The 17,603-nt window shown below is 68.4% G+C and carries 14 protein-coding genes; 8 read left to right on the top strand and 6 right to left on the bottom strand.

The window, feature by feature from the left end:
• The 5 genes from ACWF9G_RS30705 to ACWF9G_RS30685 all read right to left on the bottom strand — a co-directional run bounded on the left by ACWF9G_RS30705 (position 1) and on the right by ACWF9G_RS30685 (position 6,288).
• Entirely contained in the window at positions 1–996 is a 996-nt protein-coding gene (locus ACWF9G_RS30705) for an SCO2522 family protein (protein ID WP_452519604.1), read from the bottom strand.
• Entirely contained in the window at positions 997–1,935 is a 939-nt protein-coding gene (locus ACWF9G_RS30700; RefSeq protein WP_452519603.1) for an SCO2523 family variant P-loop protein, read from the bottom strand.
• Positions 1,932–3,776 (bottom strand): SCO2524 family protein, encoded by a 1,845-nt coding sequence (locus ACWF9G_RS30695; protein WP_452519602.1) that lies wholly within the window; start codon positions 3,774–3,776, stop codon positions 1,932–1,934. Before ACWF9G_RS30695 ends, ACWF9G_RS30700 begins: the two co-directional genes overlap by 4 nt.
• Positions 3,777–3,954: 178 nt before the next feature.
• Positions 3,955–5,439: an MFS transporter gene (locus ACWF9G_RS30690; protein WP_379307857.1), complete on the bottom strand. Its 1,485-nt coding sequence runs from the start codon at positions 5,437–5,439 to the stop codon at positions 3,955–3,957.
• Positions 5,440–5,616: 177 nt separating this feature from the next.
• Positions 5,617–6,288 carry a FadR/GntR family transcriptional regulator gene (locus ACWF9G_RS30685; protein WP_379038097.1) on the bottom strand — a complete coding sequence of 224 codons (672 nt, stop codon included), beginning with the start codon at positions 6,286–6,288 and terminating at the stop codon, positions 5,617–5,619.
• A 245-nt stretch (positions 6,289–6,533) separates the two neighbouring features.
• On the opposite strand from ACWF9G_RS30685, the gene ACWF9G_RS30680 reads away from it, so the two are divergent.
• The 7 genes from ACWF9G_RS30680 (at position 6,534) to ACWF9G_RS30650 (ending at position 15,591) form a co-directional block, all read left to right on the top strand.
• The gene (locus ACWF9G_RS30680) at positions 6,534–7,685 is read left to right on the top strand and encodes an MFS transporter (protein WP_379307856.1); all 1,152 of its coding nucleotides are present in this window, start codon (positions 6,534–6,536) and stop codon (positions 7,683–7,685) included.
• A 263-nt stretch (positions 7,686–7,948) separates the two neighbouring features.
• Positions 7,949–9,409: a nitrate/nitrite transporter gene (locus ACWF9G_RS30675; protein ID WP_452519600.1), complete on the top strand. Its 1,461-nt coding sequence runs from the start codon at positions 7,949–7,951 to the stop codon at positions 9,407–9,409.
• A gap of 31 nt (positions 9,410–9,440) precedes the next feature.
• On the top strand, positions 9,441–11,990 hold the full coding sequence (gene nirB, locus ACWF9G_RS30670) for a nitrite reductase large subunit NirB (RefSeq protein ID WP_452519598.1): 2,550 nt from the start codon (positions 9,441–9,443) through the stop codon (positions 11,988–11,990).
• A 66-nt stretch (positions 11,991–12,056) separates the two neighbouring features.
• On the top strand, positions 12,057–12,458 hold the full coding sequence (gene nirD, locus ACWF9G_RS30665; RefSeq protein WP_379307853.1) for a nitrite reductase small subunit NirD: 402 nt from the start codon (positions 12,057–12,059) through the stop codon (positions 12,456–12,458).
• 4 nt (positions 12,459–12,462) lie between these two features.
• On the top strand, positions 12,463–13,704 hold the full coding sequence (locus ACWF9G_RS30660; RefSeq protein WP_452519596.1) for a uroporphyrinogen-III synthase: 1,242 nt from the start codon (positions 12,463–12,465) through the stop codon (positions 13,702–13,704).
• A 71-nt stretch (positions 13,705–13,775) separates the two neighbouring features.
• On the top strand, positions 13,776–14,465 hold the full coding sequence (locus ACWF9G_RS30655) for a sirohydrochlorin chelatase (protein ID WP_379307906.1): 690 nt from the start codon (positions 13,776–13,778) through the stop codon (positions 14,463–14,465).
• A 328-nt stretch (positions 14,466–14,793) separates the two neighbouring features.
• Positions 14,794–15,591 (top strand): hypothetical protein, encoded by a 798-nt coding sequence (locus ACWF9G_RS30650; protein ID WP_379307851.1) that lies wholly within the window; start codon positions 14,794–14,796, stop codon positions 15,589–15,591.
• Here ACWF9G_RS30650 and ACWF9G_RS30645 read toward each other — a convergent pair.
• The gene (locus ACWF9G_RS30645; protein WP_379307850.1) at positions 15,575–16,522 is read right to left on the bottom strand and encodes a GlxA family transcriptional regulator; all 948 of its coding nucleotides are present in this window, start codon (positions 16,520–16,522) and stop codon (positions 15,575–15,577) included. The genes ACWF9G_RS30650 and ACWF9G_RS30645 overlap by 17 nt on opposite strands.
• Positions 16,523–16,651: 129 nt before the next feature.
• On the opposite strand from ACWF9G_RS30645, the gene ACWF9G_RS30640 reads away from it, so the two are divergent.
• Entirely contained in the window at positions 16,652–17,569 is a 918-nt protein-coding gene (locus ACWF9G_RS30640) for an NAD-dependent epimerase (protein WP_452519595.1), read from the top strand.
• The last annotated feature ends 34 nt before the right edge of the window (positions 17,570–17,603 follow it).

The raw sequence follows: 17,603 nt of genomic DNA, 5'->3' as shown, positions 1-17,603 counted from the left end.
TCAGGTTCCATCCAGGAGCAGATGTCCCACTCGCTCAACGACTTTGGCCGAGACCGGGACCTGCTCGGCGATGCTTTGAAGCGCGATCTGGGCGGTGACATCGTCATCCGGTGCGAGATGCTCGAGGATGACCCGCACCGCCGATTCGATCAGCAGATAGCGCTTGGGCAGCATCGATAGTGTCCGATACGCGGTGAAGGGCGCCGCGTCCGGATTGAGCCGGATCACCGGCGGTAGGTCCGCCCAGTGGTCGGGCCACTCCCGGTCGGCGGGCCAAGGCTGCGGATCCACCACGGGCGCACCGTGATAGCGCAGCATGCCGAGGCGCAACAGTTGCCACACACCGGCCAGGAACGGGCAGGACCAGCGTCGGGTCGCATCGCGGTCGTGCCATAACTCCACGTCGAGGAAGATCGAATGCTCGCCGCGTCCGTACTCCTGTGGCGGCCGATATGGCTGCGGATGCATGGCGGAGCGCGACGAGCCGTTCTGCTCCCGGCGTCCGTTGCACAACCACCCGGATTCGGTGGTCGGTGGCCGGCGGCCGTTGGCGACTTCCTCGTCCTCGGGCTGAGCGATCAGCCGGGCGGCGACCATCTCCGCGACCGGGATCGGTTCACCGACGGCCACCCCGCCCGCGAACACGGGAGCTTGGTGGCAGCTGGATTCGCGGGCCAGATAGTCGATGGTCAGTCCCGCGTCCGCGGCCGCCTGCAACAGCCGGTCGAGCACTTTCGCCGGTTCGAAGCGGGGTTGGAAGTAGTCGTCGGTGAGATAGCAGGTGCTCACCCGGGTATCAGGTCCGAACTCGATGCGCGCCGACTCGATGAACGCGGCGACCAGCGGCACCGCTCGCCGGAATTGCGCGCGGACCAGATCGGTGTCGTAGACGATTTCCTCGTGGCGGAAGTGGCCCACCTCGATCGACAGGTGGGCCATGGGTAGCGGTGCGAGGGCGGATTCCTCCGACGCCTCCCGATAGGTCGGCACGTTCATTCAGTCGACATCCCATGTTGCGGAATCGGTCAGTCGCCGCGCGAGATCGGTGTATGCCTCGACGGTCGCTGGATTGGCTAGCCGGGCGTTGACGTCGGCGTCGAGGATGAGCTGTTCGCGCCACTGCAGCATCGGCTCGATCGGCGTCTGGCCCAGCACCATGGCCGCGCCGATGCCATTGGCGATGGCGAGTTCCCGCAATGCGTTGGCCTGCTCTTTCAGCCAGGCTGCCTGGGGCGGGTGGTCCGCGGTTCGGGTCCAGTCCGATGCGGCGACCGCCGTGCGCACACAGCGCGTCGATGCCAGCAGCTCGTCGGGGTTGTGATCCCACTGCGCGGCGGCATTGAGCAACCCGTGCGGTCCGTGGATCAGTCCGCCTGCCGCCAGCACGTGCTGGCGCGTCCAGCGGTGGAAGACCAGCCAGCGATGCGCGCGGTGCCGCAGCATCCGCGAGGCGGTGGCTCGCAACGCGATCTCGAGCGCGACCGAGCGTCCAGCGCTGAGATCGACTATCACCACGTCGAAGACGGTCAGCAGATCGGCGAGCAAGATGGTGCCGCGCTCTATCATGGCGTCGTCGCAACTGAATTCGCCGCCGCCCGCGTCACCGGGCAGCAGCACCAGCTGTCTTGCTCCTGGTGCGTCGCGGCGCAGCTGCGGGCGGTCGGTTTCGCGGCCGATGGTCAGTCGCTGTGGCTCACCGATGTCGCCGAGTAGATACGAATGCAGCCCGTGGCCTTCGGCGATGCCACGTTCGGCGTGACCGATCTCGAACAGCGCGCCCGCCGTCGGAGACCCGAAATCGAAGTCGACATACGCGACATCCATGCCCCGCAGATACAGCCGGTAGGCGATGTTGCAGCTGGTGACCGAGCGCCCCGTCCCTCCTTTGTCGGAGGTCACGAAGACCAGCATCGAGTCGGCGTTGTCCGAACTCATCGGGTGGCGTCCTCCCGGGCGTAGGCGAGCGCGTCGAGGCGCAGCAGTGCGTCGGCGGCCAGTGCCTCGGCGGTGTGCGGCCGTTTGGCCCGGATCGCACCGGCCCGGTCCAGCGCCTGCTGGATCGCCTCGAGCTCCTTGAAGCGCGATGAGTACATGGCGTCGCTGACCTGGAGAAACTCCTGATTGAGCAGGTGCTCGGCCTCGCTGATCCTGCCGATCGCGGCGTCTACCATCCTCGTGGTCGCCAGCGGGGGACGAATGTAGGTGTTGTACGCGACAACCAGGCACTCCATCATGCGTTCGGTCAGGAACCACGAGGGCGCCGCCCCGCTGTCGTCGTCGGCCGGCGCGAGGTTGTCCCACAGGCCCGCGGCGGGGCCACCGGAGATAGCCCGGTTATTCATATGCTCCATGGCCGAGGCTGCCAGGTCGAGCAGTTGCTCGCGGGTATCCACGTCGAGCGCCAGCCGCGCGGCCTGCAGACTGCGTTTGAGGAGCAGTGTCGCGAAGTCACCGACGTGGTAGCCCAGGAGCGGACCAGATTCGACGGCCTGGGATCCCTTGAGTGTCAAGGTGACTCCGGGATAGTGCAGCAGAGCGGCGGGATCGTCGGGAATCTCCCGGTTGGTGATCCGCGCCCGCTGCGCCAGCTGCCGCAGCACCGCGACGGTTCGCGCCAGATCGGTGGTGGATTCTCGTTCCAGCAGGTCCTGGATGAGGAATGCGGTCACGGCCAGGCTGTAGTAGTCCGACTGCTTTCCGTCGGAGGTGCGCCAGGGCAGGTCCTCCAGCGGCCAGCGCCCGGTTCCGAAGCGCGAGATCGTCGACCAGTAGCGCTGGGTCAGTTCCGCACGGCGCTTGAGCGATTCCGCGAGCTGCAGCTGATGTGGCTCGAGCAACGCCGGTTCCTGGGTGCGCTGGGAGTAGAGGTCTTTGATGCCGTCGAGGGCGACGAGGGTGAAATAGAGGTACGGCTCGGTGACCGCGTAACCCGGCTGGGTCGCCACACGGTGGGTGACCCCGGGGAGGTCGCCCGCGTTCGCGTCGACGCCCCACGACCAGCCGCATTCGAAGGCAAGGTTGTCATCGCGCAGGTCGATATCGGCGGCGTGGCCGCTGCGCACGTCATTCTCGGCTTGCACGCGGATCTGCTCGAGGGCGGCGGAGAACTCGGCGATGACATCCTTGACCGGCGCGCCGGTCTGGTTGACCAGTTTCAGGATCTCCTGCCCGGCGGGGGCGGAGAACGCCGGCGTGTGGATCACGAAACTGCGGATCAAACCGGCCATCGCGGCGGTCAGCCGGATGCTCACCCGTGGTGTCAGCGCGGCGATGCGATCGTCGAGCCGCCGAGCGTCGCGGCGTACCTCGTGCACCAGGTACCGCTGGAGACCGCGCAGGAAGCGCAACGACGCGATACACAGACTCAGCGACATCGAGTACGAGTCGACCACTTCGAGCTGACGCTGCGCGGCCGACGGTTCGCCGAAGCCCACATCACGAAAGTAGCTGCCACCCGCGAAAAGCGGCTCCCCGTCGGCGTCGGTATAGGTGTCGAAGAACTCCTCGATCTTGGTCACCAGGGTGGCGCCGACCTGGATGTCGCCGCCGAGCACCGCCACGGTGGCGGCGACGTCGTCGGCCGTCGCGATGCTGTCGGGGTCGAGGGCGAAGCTTGTCAATTCGGTCGACGGATACAGCAGACACATCAACTGCTCGGCGTCGCTGATCGAATTGCGTCCGTCACGTCCGCCCCAGACCCACCTGTCCTCGCGGAACGAGGTCCGCAGGTGCGCGCGCCACAGATCCAGAAGTTGTTGCCGTGGACGAATTCTCATCGATGACCCCTCCGTACGCCCCCTACAGTGTGGACGCTCGTCCACGTCGCTGTCATCGGTTGCGGCGGAATACGTTTCGGGGTTCAGGGACGTTGTGGCCGAGATGTGTTGCCACACAGCCGAGAGCCACGTTCGGAGAGGGGAATCCGAACGTGGCTCTCGGGTTTCGGTGGTTGGCTCAGACGCTGGCGTAGGCCAGCGAGGGTGCCCGGTCGGCGGCGAAGCTGGTGCGCAGGTAGCACCACCAGGTGACCGCGGCCATCACCAGGAACACGACGGCGTAGGCCCAGAAGGCGGGGGCCATGGTCTTCAGGTGGACGTTGGACAGGCGCAGCGCCTGCTGGACGACGAAGCCGCCCGCCGCACCGACGGCGCCGATGACGCCGATGGCGGCGCCTGCCTGGCGCTTGGCCGAGATGGCGGCCTCGGCGATGTCGATGCCGTGCTCGGAGGCGTACTTCTTGGCGGTGGCGTTGAAGATCGACGGGATCATCCGGTAGGTGGAGCCGTTGCCGATGCCTGCCAGGACGAACAGTGCCAGGAAGGCGGCCAGGTAGAGCGGGAAGCTCTTCAGGTCCACCGCGAGGACGATGAACGCGACCGAGATCGACATGCCGCCGAAGACGTAGACGGTGATCTTGGCGCCGCCGCCGATCTTGTCGGAGACCCAGCCGCCGAACGGACGGCTGAACGAACCGACCAGCGCGCCGAGGAAGGCGAGGTTACCGAGGGTGGTGATCCAGCCGATCTTGGCCAGGTCGGGGAAGGTGGCCTTGATCAGCGTCGGGAAGGCGAAGGAGAAGCCGATGAACGAACCGAAGGTGCCGATGTAGAGGAAGGCCATGATCCAGGTGTGCCGGTTGGTCAGGGCCAGCTTGTAGGACTTGCCGTCGGACTTCGCCTCGGCGATGGAATCCATGAAGTACAGCGCGCCGACGGTGGCGACGACGATGAACGGCAGCCAGAACAGCACGGCGAGGGTGATACCGAAGCGGTAGCCGCCCGCGTCCTTGGCCATCAGGTGGGTGCCGAAGGTGATCAGCAGCGGCACGATCAGCTGGGTCTGCGCGACACCGAGGTTGCCGCCCGCGGCGTTGAGGCCCAGTGCGGCGCCCTTCTTGCCCTCCGGGAAGAAGAACGAGATGTTGGCCATCGACGACGAGAAGTTACCGCCACCGACACCGGCCAGCGAGGCCAGCACGAGGAACACCCACATGGGCGTGCTCGGCTGGTTGACGAAGTACAGGATGCCGAGGGTCGGGATGAACAGCATCGCCGCGCTGAACGCGGTGAAGGCGCGACCACCGAATTTCGGGACGGCGAAGGTGTAGGGGATGCGCAGGGCGGCGCCGACCAGGGTCGGGATGGAGGTCAGCAGCAGGGCGTTGCTGACAGCGGTCGGGTTGCCCTTGCCCAGGCCGGCCAGAAAGTCGAAGCCGGCCAAACCCATGGTGGTGACGATGGAGCCCCAGATCACCCAGATGCTGAAGCCGAGGTTCTCGGCGAAGACCGAGAACCAGAGGTTCTTGCGGGCCGTCTGCTTGCCGCCGGCTTCCCAGAACTCCGGATTGTCGGGGTTCCACTGGGTCAGCCAGCGACCCTTCTTCTGATATTCGAAGGACGGGGCTTCCGTCTCCTGGCCGGTGGCGGCGATTGCGGTCATCGGCTTCCTCTCGATCGGGCTCGATAGAGGCGCATCGTCTTTCGTGGTGTTCGATGCGCCTCTTGCGGGGTCGAGATAAAGGTAGAAGCCGGTTGTTGCGTGGCAATGGCCTCAGGTGAAGTTCCAGCCAACTCGGCCTCACCGCCGAAAACGGCCGCTGGTGACTGCCTGGTTACATCAGCGGTCCGGGTACTGCGCGATGAGTGAATCGAGGAAGCAGCGGGTCGCCTGCATGGCCTTGTCGGCGTCGCCGTCGATGACGGCCTGCACGAGCTCGGCGTGCTCGGTGTCGTAGGCGTCGTCGGAGCGGGCGGTGCGCGCGTGGATCACGTGCTCGATGATCGGCAGCAGCGAATCGTAGAACTCCAGATACACCGCGTTGTGGCTGGCGACGACGATCGCCCGGTGCAGTTCCACGTCGGCGGCGATGGCGACCGGGTCGGGCTCGGACCAGTTGCGGTTGCTGCGTTCGGCGAGCAGACGGCGCAGATTGGCGATGTCGGTGTCGTCGCGGCGGCGGGCGGCCAGGCCCGCGGCGGTGGTGTCGAGGGCTTGGCGGAGTTCGAGGATGTCGCGCTCCTCGGCGTCGGCGAAGTACTTGGCCAGGGTGCCGCCGACCTCGGAGGTGGCGATCACATAGGTGCCCGAGCCCTGGCGCCGTTCGAGCATCCCCGCGTGCACGAGGGCTTGGACGCCTTCGCGCACGGTATTGCGCCCGGTCCCGGTGAGCTCGGTGAGCTCCGGTTCGGTGGGGATCCGTTGACCGACAGGCCAACGGCCGGAACGGATTTCGGCCCGAAGCTGCTCGGTGACCTGGGCGATGAGGCTGGTTCGCCGGACGGGTTGCACGTCAGCAAGGGTACCGCTGCTCACAAATTATTGCACCGATCATGGGGTCATCCTATGATTTGCTGATGCCGCCTCTCCGCGAATTCAAGCCAGACTCGAGCTCCGGGTCGACCGTGCTAGGCGACCGGCGGGATGCGGTTGGCCAGGTCAGCCCGTCCCCGGCGAGTTACCCATGTGCTCCGGAGACCAGTAGTCGACTGTCGGCGCTGATTCGCGGCCGCCTGCTCGTGTTGGCGGCCATCGTTATGTCTGCGCTCACGTTGCGGTCCGCGGTGACCGCGTTCAGTCCGCTGGCGGAGGAGATCGGCGCTGATATCGGGTACGGGACCGCGATCGTCGGCGTGTTCGGCATGCTGCCGACCGCGATGTTCGCTGTCGCGGGGCTGGTCACGCCGCTGCTGGTGCGCCGTTTCGGGCTGGAGCGCACGGTGCTCATCGCGATGCTGCTGGCCGGGACGGGGTCGCTCACCCGCGTGTTCGCCGCCGGGACCGGCGAGCTGCTGGCCTTCTCCGGCGTGGTGCTGCTCGGTATGGGTATCGGCAATGTCGTGATCCCGCCGCTGGTGAAGCGGTATTTCGCCGATCAGCTGGCGGCGATCAGCTCCCTTTACATCGTGATGGTGCAGTTGAGCACCGTCGTGCCCGCGTTCGTCGCGGTGCCGCTGGCGCAGGACCATGGGTGGCGGATCTCGATGGGTGTGTGGGCGCTGGTCGGCTTCGCCGCCGCGGTGCCGTGGCTGTTCGTGCTGCGTGACCGCAAGGGTCGCGACCGGGTCGACGTCACCGCGTTGCCCGCCGAATCGTCAACGGCCGCAGGCAAAGTCTGGCGGTCGCCGGTGGCCTGGGGGATGGCCGCGATGTTCGGCATGACCTCGCTGACCACCTACGCGATGTTCGCCTGGCTGCCCAAGATCCTGTCCGACGCGGGCGCGAGCGCCGGTTTCGGCGGCAGCATGGTCGGGCTGTTCGCGCTGATGGGCCTGATCCCCGCGCTCGGCGCGCCGACCGTGGTCTCGCGGATGCGCAATCCGTTCCCCGTCGTCGTCGGCTGCATGGTGCTGTTCGTCATCGCCTTCGCCGGTCTGCTGATCGCGCCCATGAGCGTGCCGGTGCTGTGGGTGGTGCTGCTCGGCCTCGGCCCGAGCACCTTCCCGATGGCGCTGACCCTGATCAACCTGCGCACCCGCACCCCACGGGGCTCGGCCGCGCTGTCCGGGTTCACCCAGGGCGTCGGTTACGCCGTCGCCTGCGCCGGCCCGTTGCTGTTCGGCATGCTGCACACCTGGACCGGCGGCTGGTCGGCCCCGTTCGCCATGCTGCTCGTGGCGCTGGGCGTGCTGCTCGCGGGCGCCTGGCAGGCCTGCAAGCCGCGGATGCTCGAGGACACCTGGAATTGATCGCGGAATCTCACCGTTCGAGTTGCGCGGGTGTGCGTCGAGAGTAATGCTGTGTAGGTCACACCTCACTGGGGTTTCTGGCAATTTCTGGCAGGTTCCTTACCTGTTGAAATCGCTGCGTCACATGCCGGAAACAAAGGCCTCAATCTCACCCCTCTGACCGGGCCTCGGTGAGAAACCGTTGATTCGGGCGCAATTTCCCGCAGCATTTCGGCAATACCCATTTCCTACCGTTGGGCCATCGCACTTTTGGGAGGCCCAACTTGAGCACGCTGAAGCGTAACCACGACATCGAGCACTGGGATGCGGAAGATGTCGCGGCCTGGGAGGCCGGCGGCAAGGATGTTGCCAAGCGCAACCTGATCTGGTCGGTGTTCGCCGAACACATCGGGTTCTCGGTGTGGTCGATCTGGTCGGTGATGGTGCTGTTCATGCCCGCCGACAAGTTCGGCATCGACCCGGCGGGCAAGTTCTTCCTGGTCGCCATGCCGACCCTGGTCGGCGGGTTCCTGCGGATCCCCTACACCGTGGCCACCGCTCGCTTCGGCGGTCGCAACTGGACGATCTTCAGCGCGCTGCTGCTGGTGGTCCCGCTGCTGCTGACGCTGTACTTCGTCACCCAGCCGGGCACCTCGTACACGACCTTCCTGGTCGTCGCCGCGTTCGCCGGTGTCGGTGGCGGCAACTTCGCCTCGTCGATGACCAACATCAACGCCTTCTACCCGCAGCGGCTCAAGGGCTGGGCGCTGGGCATGAACGCGGGCGGCGGCAATATCGGTGTCCCGGTGATCCAGCTGCTCGGCCTGCTGGTGCTGGTCACCCTCGGCGGCGACTACGCCTACCTCATCTGCGCGATCTACCTGGTCCTCGTCGGTCTCACCGCGGTCGGCGCGGCGCTGTACATGGACAACCTGACCAACCAGAAGGCCGACCTGTCCTACATGGGCAAGGCCCTGCGGGTGCCGCAGTCCTGGGCGATCGCCTTCCTCTACATCGGCACCTTCGGTTCGTTCATCGGCTACAGCTTCGCCTTCGGCCAGATCCTGCAGATCAGCTTCAAGGCCGGTGGCGACACCGCCGCCCAGGCCGCCGTGCACGCCGCCTCGATCGCGTTCATCGGCCCGCTGCTCGGTTCGCTGGCCCGCCCGTACGGCGGCAAGATGGCCGACCGGATCGGTGGCAGCAGGGTCGCGCTCGGCACCTTCGGCGCCATGATGGCCGCCGCGCTGATCGTGATCGTCGCCTCGACGATGGCCGACCGCAACAACGGGGTCGCCTCCGGCGCCACCATGGCCTTGCTGGTCGTCGGCTTCATCGCCCTGTTCGTGCTCTCCGGTTTCGGCAACGGCGCCGTCACCAAGATCATCCCGTCGGTGTTCGAGGCCAAGTCCAAGAGCCTGCCGGTCTCGCGCACCGAGCAGGCCGCGTGGTCGCAGAACGCCGGAGGCGCCCTGATCGGCTTCGTCGGCGCGATCGGCTCCCTGGGTGGCGTCGGCATCAACATGGTGCTGCGCAGTTCCTACGCGAGCACCGCCTCGGCCACCACCGCGTTCTGGGTGTTCCTCGCCTTCTACGTGGTCTGCGCGGCCGTCACCTGGACGGTGTTCCTGCGCCGTCCCCGCCTGTCCACCGTGCCTACCGACTCCGATGTCGTGGTCGAGGCCGAGTCCCTGGTCCTCGAGGCCGAAACCAACGCTTCGTCGGCCAATACGTCGGCTCGCTGACTACCCGACCACTACCAAGGAGGTCACTCTCATGAACAGCACTCGCAAGACAGTGGTCGTGGTCGGCCACGGCATGGTCGGTCACCGCTTCGTCGAGGCCCTGCGCTCGCGCGACGAGGCCGGTCAGTGGCAGATCGTCATCCTCTCCGAGGAGAAGCTGCCCGCCTACGACCGCGTCGGTCTGTCCTACTACGTCGGCAGCTGGAAGGCCGAGGAGCTGGCGCTGCCCGGTAACACCTACGACGGCGACGCCCTGGTCGACCTGCGGCTGGGCCAGCGCGGCGAGTCCATCGACACCGCGGCCAAGACCGTCACCAGCTCCACCGGTGACGTCATCGCCTACGACGCGCTCGTCATGGCCACCGGCTCGTACCCGTTCGTCCCGCCGGTGCCCGGCCACGATCTGCCCGAGTGCTTCGTCTACCGCACCATCGACGACCTCGACGGCATCCGTGCCGCCGCCGACGCGGCCGGTCCCGGCGCGCACGGCGTCGTCGTCGGTGGTGGTCTGCTCGGCCTGGAAGCCGCCAACGCGCTGCGGCTGATGGGCATGACCCCGCACGTCATCGAGTACAACGACCGCCTGATGCCCGCCCAGGTCGACGCCGGTGGTGGCGCGATCCTGGAGAAGCTGGTCACCGACATCGGCCTCAACGTGCACACCGGCGTCGGCACCGCCAAGATCGTCTCGATCGAGGAGGAGGGGGCGAACAACGTCACCCTGCACCTGTCGGACGAGTCCGAGATCCACGCCTCGCTGGTGGTGTTCTCGGCCGGTATCCGCCCGCACGACGCGCTGGCCAAGGCGGCGGGCCTGGAGATCGGCGCCCGCGGCGGCATCCTGACCGACCTCAGCCTGCAGACCTCGGACCCCAGCGTCTATGCGATCGGTGAGTGCGCCGCGGTCGAGGGCGTCTGCTACGGCCTGGTCGCGCCCGGTTACACCACCGCCGAGATCGTCGCCGATCGCCTGCTCGGCGGCGCGGGGGAGTTCCCCGGCGCCGACATGTCCACCAAGCTGAAGCTGATGGGCGTCGACGTGGCGTCCTTCGGTGACGCGCACGGCACCACCGAGGGCGCGCTCGAGGTCGTGCTGCACGACGCGGCCAAGGGCACCTACGCCAAGCTGGTCGTCTCCGACGACGCGCAGACCCTGCTCGGCGGCATCCTGGTCGGTGACGCCAGCCAGTACGCGGCCCTGCGCCCGCTGGTCGGTCGCCCGCTGCCCGCCGACGCCGCCGCGCTGATCTCCCCGGCCGGCGCCGAACTCGGTGCCGACGCGCTGCCCGACGATGCCCAGATCTGCTCCTGCAACAACGTCAGCAAGGGTGCGATCTGCGGCGCGATCGCCGAGGGCGCCTGCGACATCCCCGGCATCAAGAGCTGCACCAACGCCGGTACCTCCTGCGGTGGCTGTGTGCCGATGATCAAGAAGCTGCTCGAGCAGTCCGGCGTGGCGATGTCCAAGGCGCTCTGCGAGCACTTCGAGCAGTCGCGCGCCGAGCTGTTCGATGTCGTCGCCGTCACCGGTATCCGCACCTTCTCCGAGCTGATCGCCAAGCACGGCAAGGGCACCGGCTGCGACATCTGCAAGCCGACCGTCGCCTCGATCCTGGCGTCGACCTCGAGCGACCACATCCTCGACGGCGAGCAGGCGGCCCTGCAGGACACCAACGACCACTTCCTGGCCAACATGCAGAAGAACGGCACCTACTCGGTGGTGCCGCGGATGCCCGGTGGTGAGGTCACCGCCGAGCAGCTGATCGTCATCGGTGAGGTCGCCAAGGAGTTCGACCTCTACGTCAAGGTCACCGGTGGCCAGCGCATCGACCTGTTCGGCGCGACCGTGGAGCAGCTGCCGCTGATCTGGAAGCGCCTGGTCGACGCGGGCATGGAGTCGGGCCACGCGTACGGCAAGTCGCTGCGCACCGTCAAGAGCTGCGTCGGTTCCACCTGGTGCCGCTACGGCCAGCAGGACTCGGTCGGCATGGCCGTGCTGCTGGAGAAGCGCTACCGCGGCCTGCGCTCGCCGCACAAGCTGAAGCTGGCCGTCTCGGGCTGCGCCCGTGAGTGCGCCGAGGCCCGCGGCAAGGACGTCGGCGTGATCGCCACCGAGCACGGCTGGAACCTCTACGTCGGCGGCAACGGCGGTCTGACCCCCAAGCACGCGGTACTGCTGGCCGGCGACCTGGACGACGAGACGCTGATCAAGTACATCGACCGCTACCTGATGTTCTACATCCGCACCGCCGACCGCCTGCAGCGCACCGCGCCGTGGCAGGAAGCGCTCGAGGGTGGCATGGACTACCTGAAGGCCGTCGTCTGCGACGACAGCCTCGGCATCGCCGCGGACCTGGAAGCCGCGATGGCCAAGCATGTCGACGGCTACAAGGACGAGTGGGCAGCCGTGCTCGAGGACGAGAACAAGCTCTCGCGCTTCGTCTCCTTCGTCAATGCCCCTGACGAAGCCGACCCGACCATCTCGTTCGACGACAGCGGCGAGCGCAAGGTTCCCGTGCTTCTCGGCCTGCCCGGCATGCCGGTTGGTGTTGCCTCGGACACAGCAGCAGCCGGGAAATAAGCGCTTAACCCTGCGGAAACAGGGCGCCTGTACCAATAGGTAAGGCGTTCGGAGGAGGAACCGACGATGACCGTTATCGACACACCCACCATCACCACGGAGACGGCGACCTGGACCCAGGCATGCCGACTCGACTTCCTGATCCCGGGCCGCGGCGTTGCTGTCCTACTCCAGGGTGGCCGGCAGGCCGCGCTGTTCCTGCTCACGGACGGCACGCTGGCCGCCGTCGGCAACATCGATCCGTTCGGCCGGGCCGCGGTGATGTCGCGCGGCATCGTCGGTGACCGTGGCGGTGTCCCCGTCGTCGCGTCGCCGCTGCTCAAGCAGGCTTTCTCGCTGATCGACGGACGCTGTCTCGACGACGAGACGCAGTCCATCCCGGTCTACGCCGTGCAGCTCGACGGTGGCGTCGTCGCGGTATCCAACGAGCCCGTGCAGGTCGCGGCCCTCGAATCCTCGGACGGCTGATTCCATGACTGCTCCCACCGACAGTGGCCCCTGCCTTGCCGGCTTCACCATCGGCGTCACCGCCGCCCGCCGTGCCGAGGAATTCGGCACTCTGCTCACCCGCAAGGGCGCGAACGTGGTGTCCGCCCCCGCCATCCGCATCATCCCGCTGGCCGACGACACCGAGCTCGAACGTGTCACCGAGCTGCTGATCGCCGATCCGCCGCAGATCACCGTCGCCACCACCGGCATCGGTTTCCGCGGCTGGATGGAAGCGGCCGAGGGCTGGGGTCTGGCCGAGGTGCTGCGTGACACGCTGGCCTCGACCCGGATGCTGGCCCGTGGCCCCAAGGCCAAGGGCGCGATCCGCGCCGCCGAACTGCGCGAAGAATGGTCGCCCGCCTCGGAGTCCTCGGCCGAGGTGCTCGATCACCTGCTCGCCGAGGGCGTCGAAGGCGTGCGGATCGCCGTGCAGCTGCACGGCGCGACCACCGAGTGGGAGCCGGTTCCCGACTTCTGCGAGGTGCTGCGCTGCGCGGGCGCCGACGTGGTCCCGGTGCCGGTGTACCGCTGGGAGCCGCCCGCCGATCGCGGCCCGATGGACGCCATGATCGAGTCGATCATCTCCGGCAGCCTCGACTGCGTCACCTTCACCAGCGCCCCCGCCGTTGCCTCGCTGCTGATGCGCGCCAAGGAGACCGGCCTGCTCGAGTCGGTGCTGCACGCACTGCGCGGGCGGGTGCTCGCGGCCTGCGTCGGCCCGATCACCGCGGCGCCGCTGGAAGAACTCGGCGTGCCGACCACCATGCCCGGCCGCGCGCGCCTCGGTGCGCTGGCCCGCCATGTCGCCGAGGAACTGCCGCGCCGGGCGAGCCGGATCTACGCCGCCGGTCATCTGATCAGCGTGCGTGGTGGCTGTGTCGTCGTCGACGGTGAGGTGCGTCAGCTGGCGCCGGCGCCGATGGCGTTGATGCGCTCGCTGGCCCGTCAGCCCGGCCGGGTCGTCTCTCGCGAGGACCTGCTGTCGGCGCTGCCCGGCGGCGGTGACGACACCCACGCGGTGGAGACCGCGATCGCGCGACTGCGGGCCGGTCTCGGCACGCCCAAGGCGATCCAGACCGTGGTCAAGCGTGGCTACCGGCTCGCGCTCGACGCCGCCGACTGCGCCGACACCCCGGCCCGTCCGCCGGTGCAGCCGCCGCACCAGGCAGGCATCGGCACGCCGGCCCGCTCGCCGCGTCCCGCGCAACCGATCGGGGTGTGGTGAGCACCGCCCGGCCGGGTGATCCGGCTCTGGTGCTCGTCGCGCACGGCACCCGCAGCGCGCGTGGCGTCGAGATGATCGCCGCGCTCGCCGACGCGGTGGCGGCCGAACTCGGCGCCACGGTGTCCGAGCCCGGCGCCGAAGCGCAAGGGGCAGCGCCCAATACGGCCCTGCGCACCGCGTTCGTCGACGTGCTCGGGCCGTCGCCGTCGGAGGTACTGCGCGATCTCGACGGACCGGCGGTTGTCGTGCCCGCGTTCCTCGCCTCGGGCTATCACGTCTATCAGGATGTGCCGCGTGAGGTCGAAGAGAGCGGCCATCCCTCGGTCGCGGTCACCGCGGCCATGGGCCCGGATCCGGCGCTGACCAGGATCATGGCGGTGCGGTTGCGCGCCGCGGGCTGGCGGCCCGGTGACGCGGTGGTCTTCGCCGCCGCGGGTTCCTCGGACGCGCGGGCACGCCAGGATGTCCGCCGCGCGGCGGGCATGCTGGCCGAACAGCTCGGTGCGCCGGTGCGCATCGCCTATGTCGCGACCGGTACCCCGCGGGTTCCCGAAGTCGTCGCGTCCCTGCGGGAATCCGGCTCCGGGCGGGTCTTCATCGCCTCGTACCTGCTCGCGCACGGACTGTTCCACCAGCGTCTGCACGACGCGGGCGCCGACGGTGTCGCCGAGCCGATCGGTGTGCATCCCGCGGTGGTCCGGCTGATCGCCGACCGATACCGCACGGCCGCACAGGAACTGGTGCGCGCCGAGGTGCGCTGAGCTCGCGCTGTCCGGCCGGTGAACGCTCGGATAGTCGACCGGTCGGTTTCGGTCACGGCGACTAGAGTTGGCCCGACTTCACATGGAGGGGGCAGACACCGTGCCAGATTCGTCCGCAGATCACGGAATCCCGCGGCAGCAGGATGATGAGCTGACGTCATATCCCGACGCGGTTCCGCAGCCACCGCCTAACCCGGGCTCGACGGTGCCGCAACCGCCCTATCCGAATGCCGCTGGGGGGCCTGCGCCGTATCCGAACGCGGCTGGTGCTCCGTACGCGAATCCGGCCGCGCCCCAGTCGCCGTATCCGCACGCGGCCGGAGTGCCGGTGCCCTACCCGAATGCGGTGGTGCCACAGCCGCCGTACGCGAATCCGGCCGCGCCCCAGCCGCCGTACCCGCAGGCGAGCGAAGTGCCGTACCCGAATCCGGCCGCGTCCCAGCCGTCGTACCCGAGTGCGGCTGGGGCGCCGTACTCGAATGCGGCGGCGTCGCAGGCGATGCCAGGCCCGGCCGGCGGGGCGTCGCCCTATCCGCAGGCGGGCGCCTATCCGGGCGCCCAGCCGAACCCGCTCGGCAGTCCTTATCCGGCGGCGCCTGGAGTCCCGGTCGAGGCCGGTCCCCGGGTCGTGCCCCAGAACGTGCTGATGGCGTTTTACGTGATGCTGACCGGCGCGGTGGTCACGGTTCTCGGCGCCGCCTACATGCTGACCACGATCGATCAGATCCGCTCGGACGCGCTCGAAGCGTCGGGTGGGGTGTTCCGTGGCGACGACCTCGACATCCTCGTGTACGCGGGTCTCGCGGCCGGGATCCTCACCTCACTGGTGACGGCGGGGCTGTGGGTGTGGCTGGCCTTCGCCTGCCGTGCGGGAAAGAACTGGGCCCGCGTCACCGGCACGGTGTTCTTCGGCATCAATGTGTTGTTCTCCGTCGTCGCCGTGATCAGCACGCTCGCCGCGCCCGAGGCCGACCTGCAGTCACTGGCCTTCACCGTGGTCGGCGTCGTCATCGGCCTGGCCGCGGTGATCCTGCTGTGGAACCCCAAGTCCAAGGCCTACTTCGCCCCGGCCCTGCCGCCGGGCTTCCAGCCGTATCCCGGCCCGCAGGCTAACGGGCCGTGGTGAAGTTCGCCCGGTAAACGCTCGGCGGAACACCCAGCTGACGGATCATGTGCTGGCGCAACGATTCCGCCGACCCGATGCCGCTGTGCCTGGCGACCTGATCGATCGGCAGTGATGTCGATTCCAGCAGTTCCCTGGCCCGGTGGATGCGCTGATGCAGCAGCCATTTCTGCGGGCTGAGCCCGGTCTCCTCATGGAATCGCCGGGTCAGCGTTCGCACGCTGGTGTTGGCGTGCTCGGCGAGTTCCCGCAGCGACAGGGGAGTGTCGAGCCGGGCCAGCGCCCAGCTGCGGGTGGCCGAGAGCGACAGGTCGTCGTCGGGCGGTAGTGCGGTGTCGACGAACTGGGCCTGCCCGCCGGGGCGCACCGGGGTGACCACGGCGGCCCGCGCCGCCTCGTTGGCCACGGTGGCGCCGTAGTCCACGCGAATCAGGTGCAGGCACAGGTCGATTCCCGCGGCAGCGCCCGCCGAAGTGGTCACCGGGCCGTCCTCGACGAACAGCGCGTCGGTGCGCACGCGGACCGACGGGTGCGCACGTGCCAGTTCGTCGGCCAGCGCCCAGTGCGTGGTCGCGGTCCGCCCGTCGAGCAGTCCGGCCTGGGCCAGGACGAACGCGCCGCTGCAGATCGAGGTGACCAGGGTGCCGCGCTCGACCGCCGCGCGCAGGGCGGCCAGGATCACCGGGTCGGCGCCCGTCCGGCTGCCGGTGCTTGGCACGATCACGGTGTCGGCCGACTCGAGCACGTCGAGCCCGTGCGGGATCACCACATCGAAGCCACCCGAATTGGCAAGCACCACACCGGGGTCGGCGGTGCATACGAGCACCCGGTAGGCGGGTTCGCCGTCGACCAGCACCGACTCCATCAGCGAGCCCGGCATCGCCAGATCGAACGACTTCACCGGCGGCACGGCGACGACGGCAACAGTCTTCATGGCCTGATCCTTGGGATAGCTGGCATTCCGGCCACTAGTCTAGCCCCCGCCCGCGCGGCATTGTTTCCTGTGTGCCCGGCGAGGTCGCCGGAGGGAGCATGAAATATGTTGCTGGGAAAGGTAATTCGCATGACCAAGCATGTCGTGATCGGTCGCGGCGGCACCGCGTCCGCCACCGCACTGGCACTGGCCGAGTCCGGCGACCACGTGACGGTGATCAGCCGCAGCGGACTCGGCCCCGAACACTCCGGCGTCGACCTGGTCGCGCTCGACGCCCTCGACACCGACGCCCTGATCGGGCACGCCACCGGGGCGGCGACCGTCTTCAACCTGGCCATGCCGCCTTACCACACATGGCCGGAAACCGTTCCGCCACTGTTCGGTTCGATCCTGACAGCCACCGAAGCCGTCGGCGCGAACCTGGTGATGATGGGCAACCTCTACGGCTACGGACCCGTCGACGGCGTCGTCACCGAGACGACCCCGCTGGCAGCCACCGGCGGCAAGGGCGAGGTCAGGGCCAGGATGTGGACCGAGGCACTGGCCGCGCACGAGGCGGGCCGGTTGCGCGTCACCGAGGTGCGCGCCGGGCAGTTCCTCGGCGCGGGCGCGGTGTCGATCTTCTCCCTGCTGGTGCAGCCCGCGGTACTGGCGGGCGCGCAGGCGAAGGTGCCGCAGGAACTGGACCTGGCGCATTCGTTCACCGCCATCGACGACGCGGCGGCTGCCCTGGTCGCCGTGGCCCGCGACGACCGCGCGTGGGGCCGCGCCTGGCACGCGCCGGTCATCACCACCACCGTGCGCGCGGTCGCGAGCAGGCTCGCGGCCCTGGCCGGTGCGCCCGAGCCCGAGCTGGCCGTGCTGTCCGACGCCGAGATCACCGCGCTGGCCAAGGACGACCCGTTCTGGGCGGAACTGTTCGAGACCAAGCACATGTCGCACCGCGAATTCGTCGCCGACGATGCCGCGCTGCGCACCACCTTCGGCGTCACCGCCTCCACACTCGACGACGTCCTGCGCGGGGTGCTCCCCGGCGCCGCGGCCTGACCCGGAAACGGCGACGGCCGCCGCGGATCGGTAG

This window comes from Nocardia sp. NPDC055029, from assembly GCF_053608525.1.
This window is presented reverse-complemented; position numbering and strand designations above follow the sequence as displayed.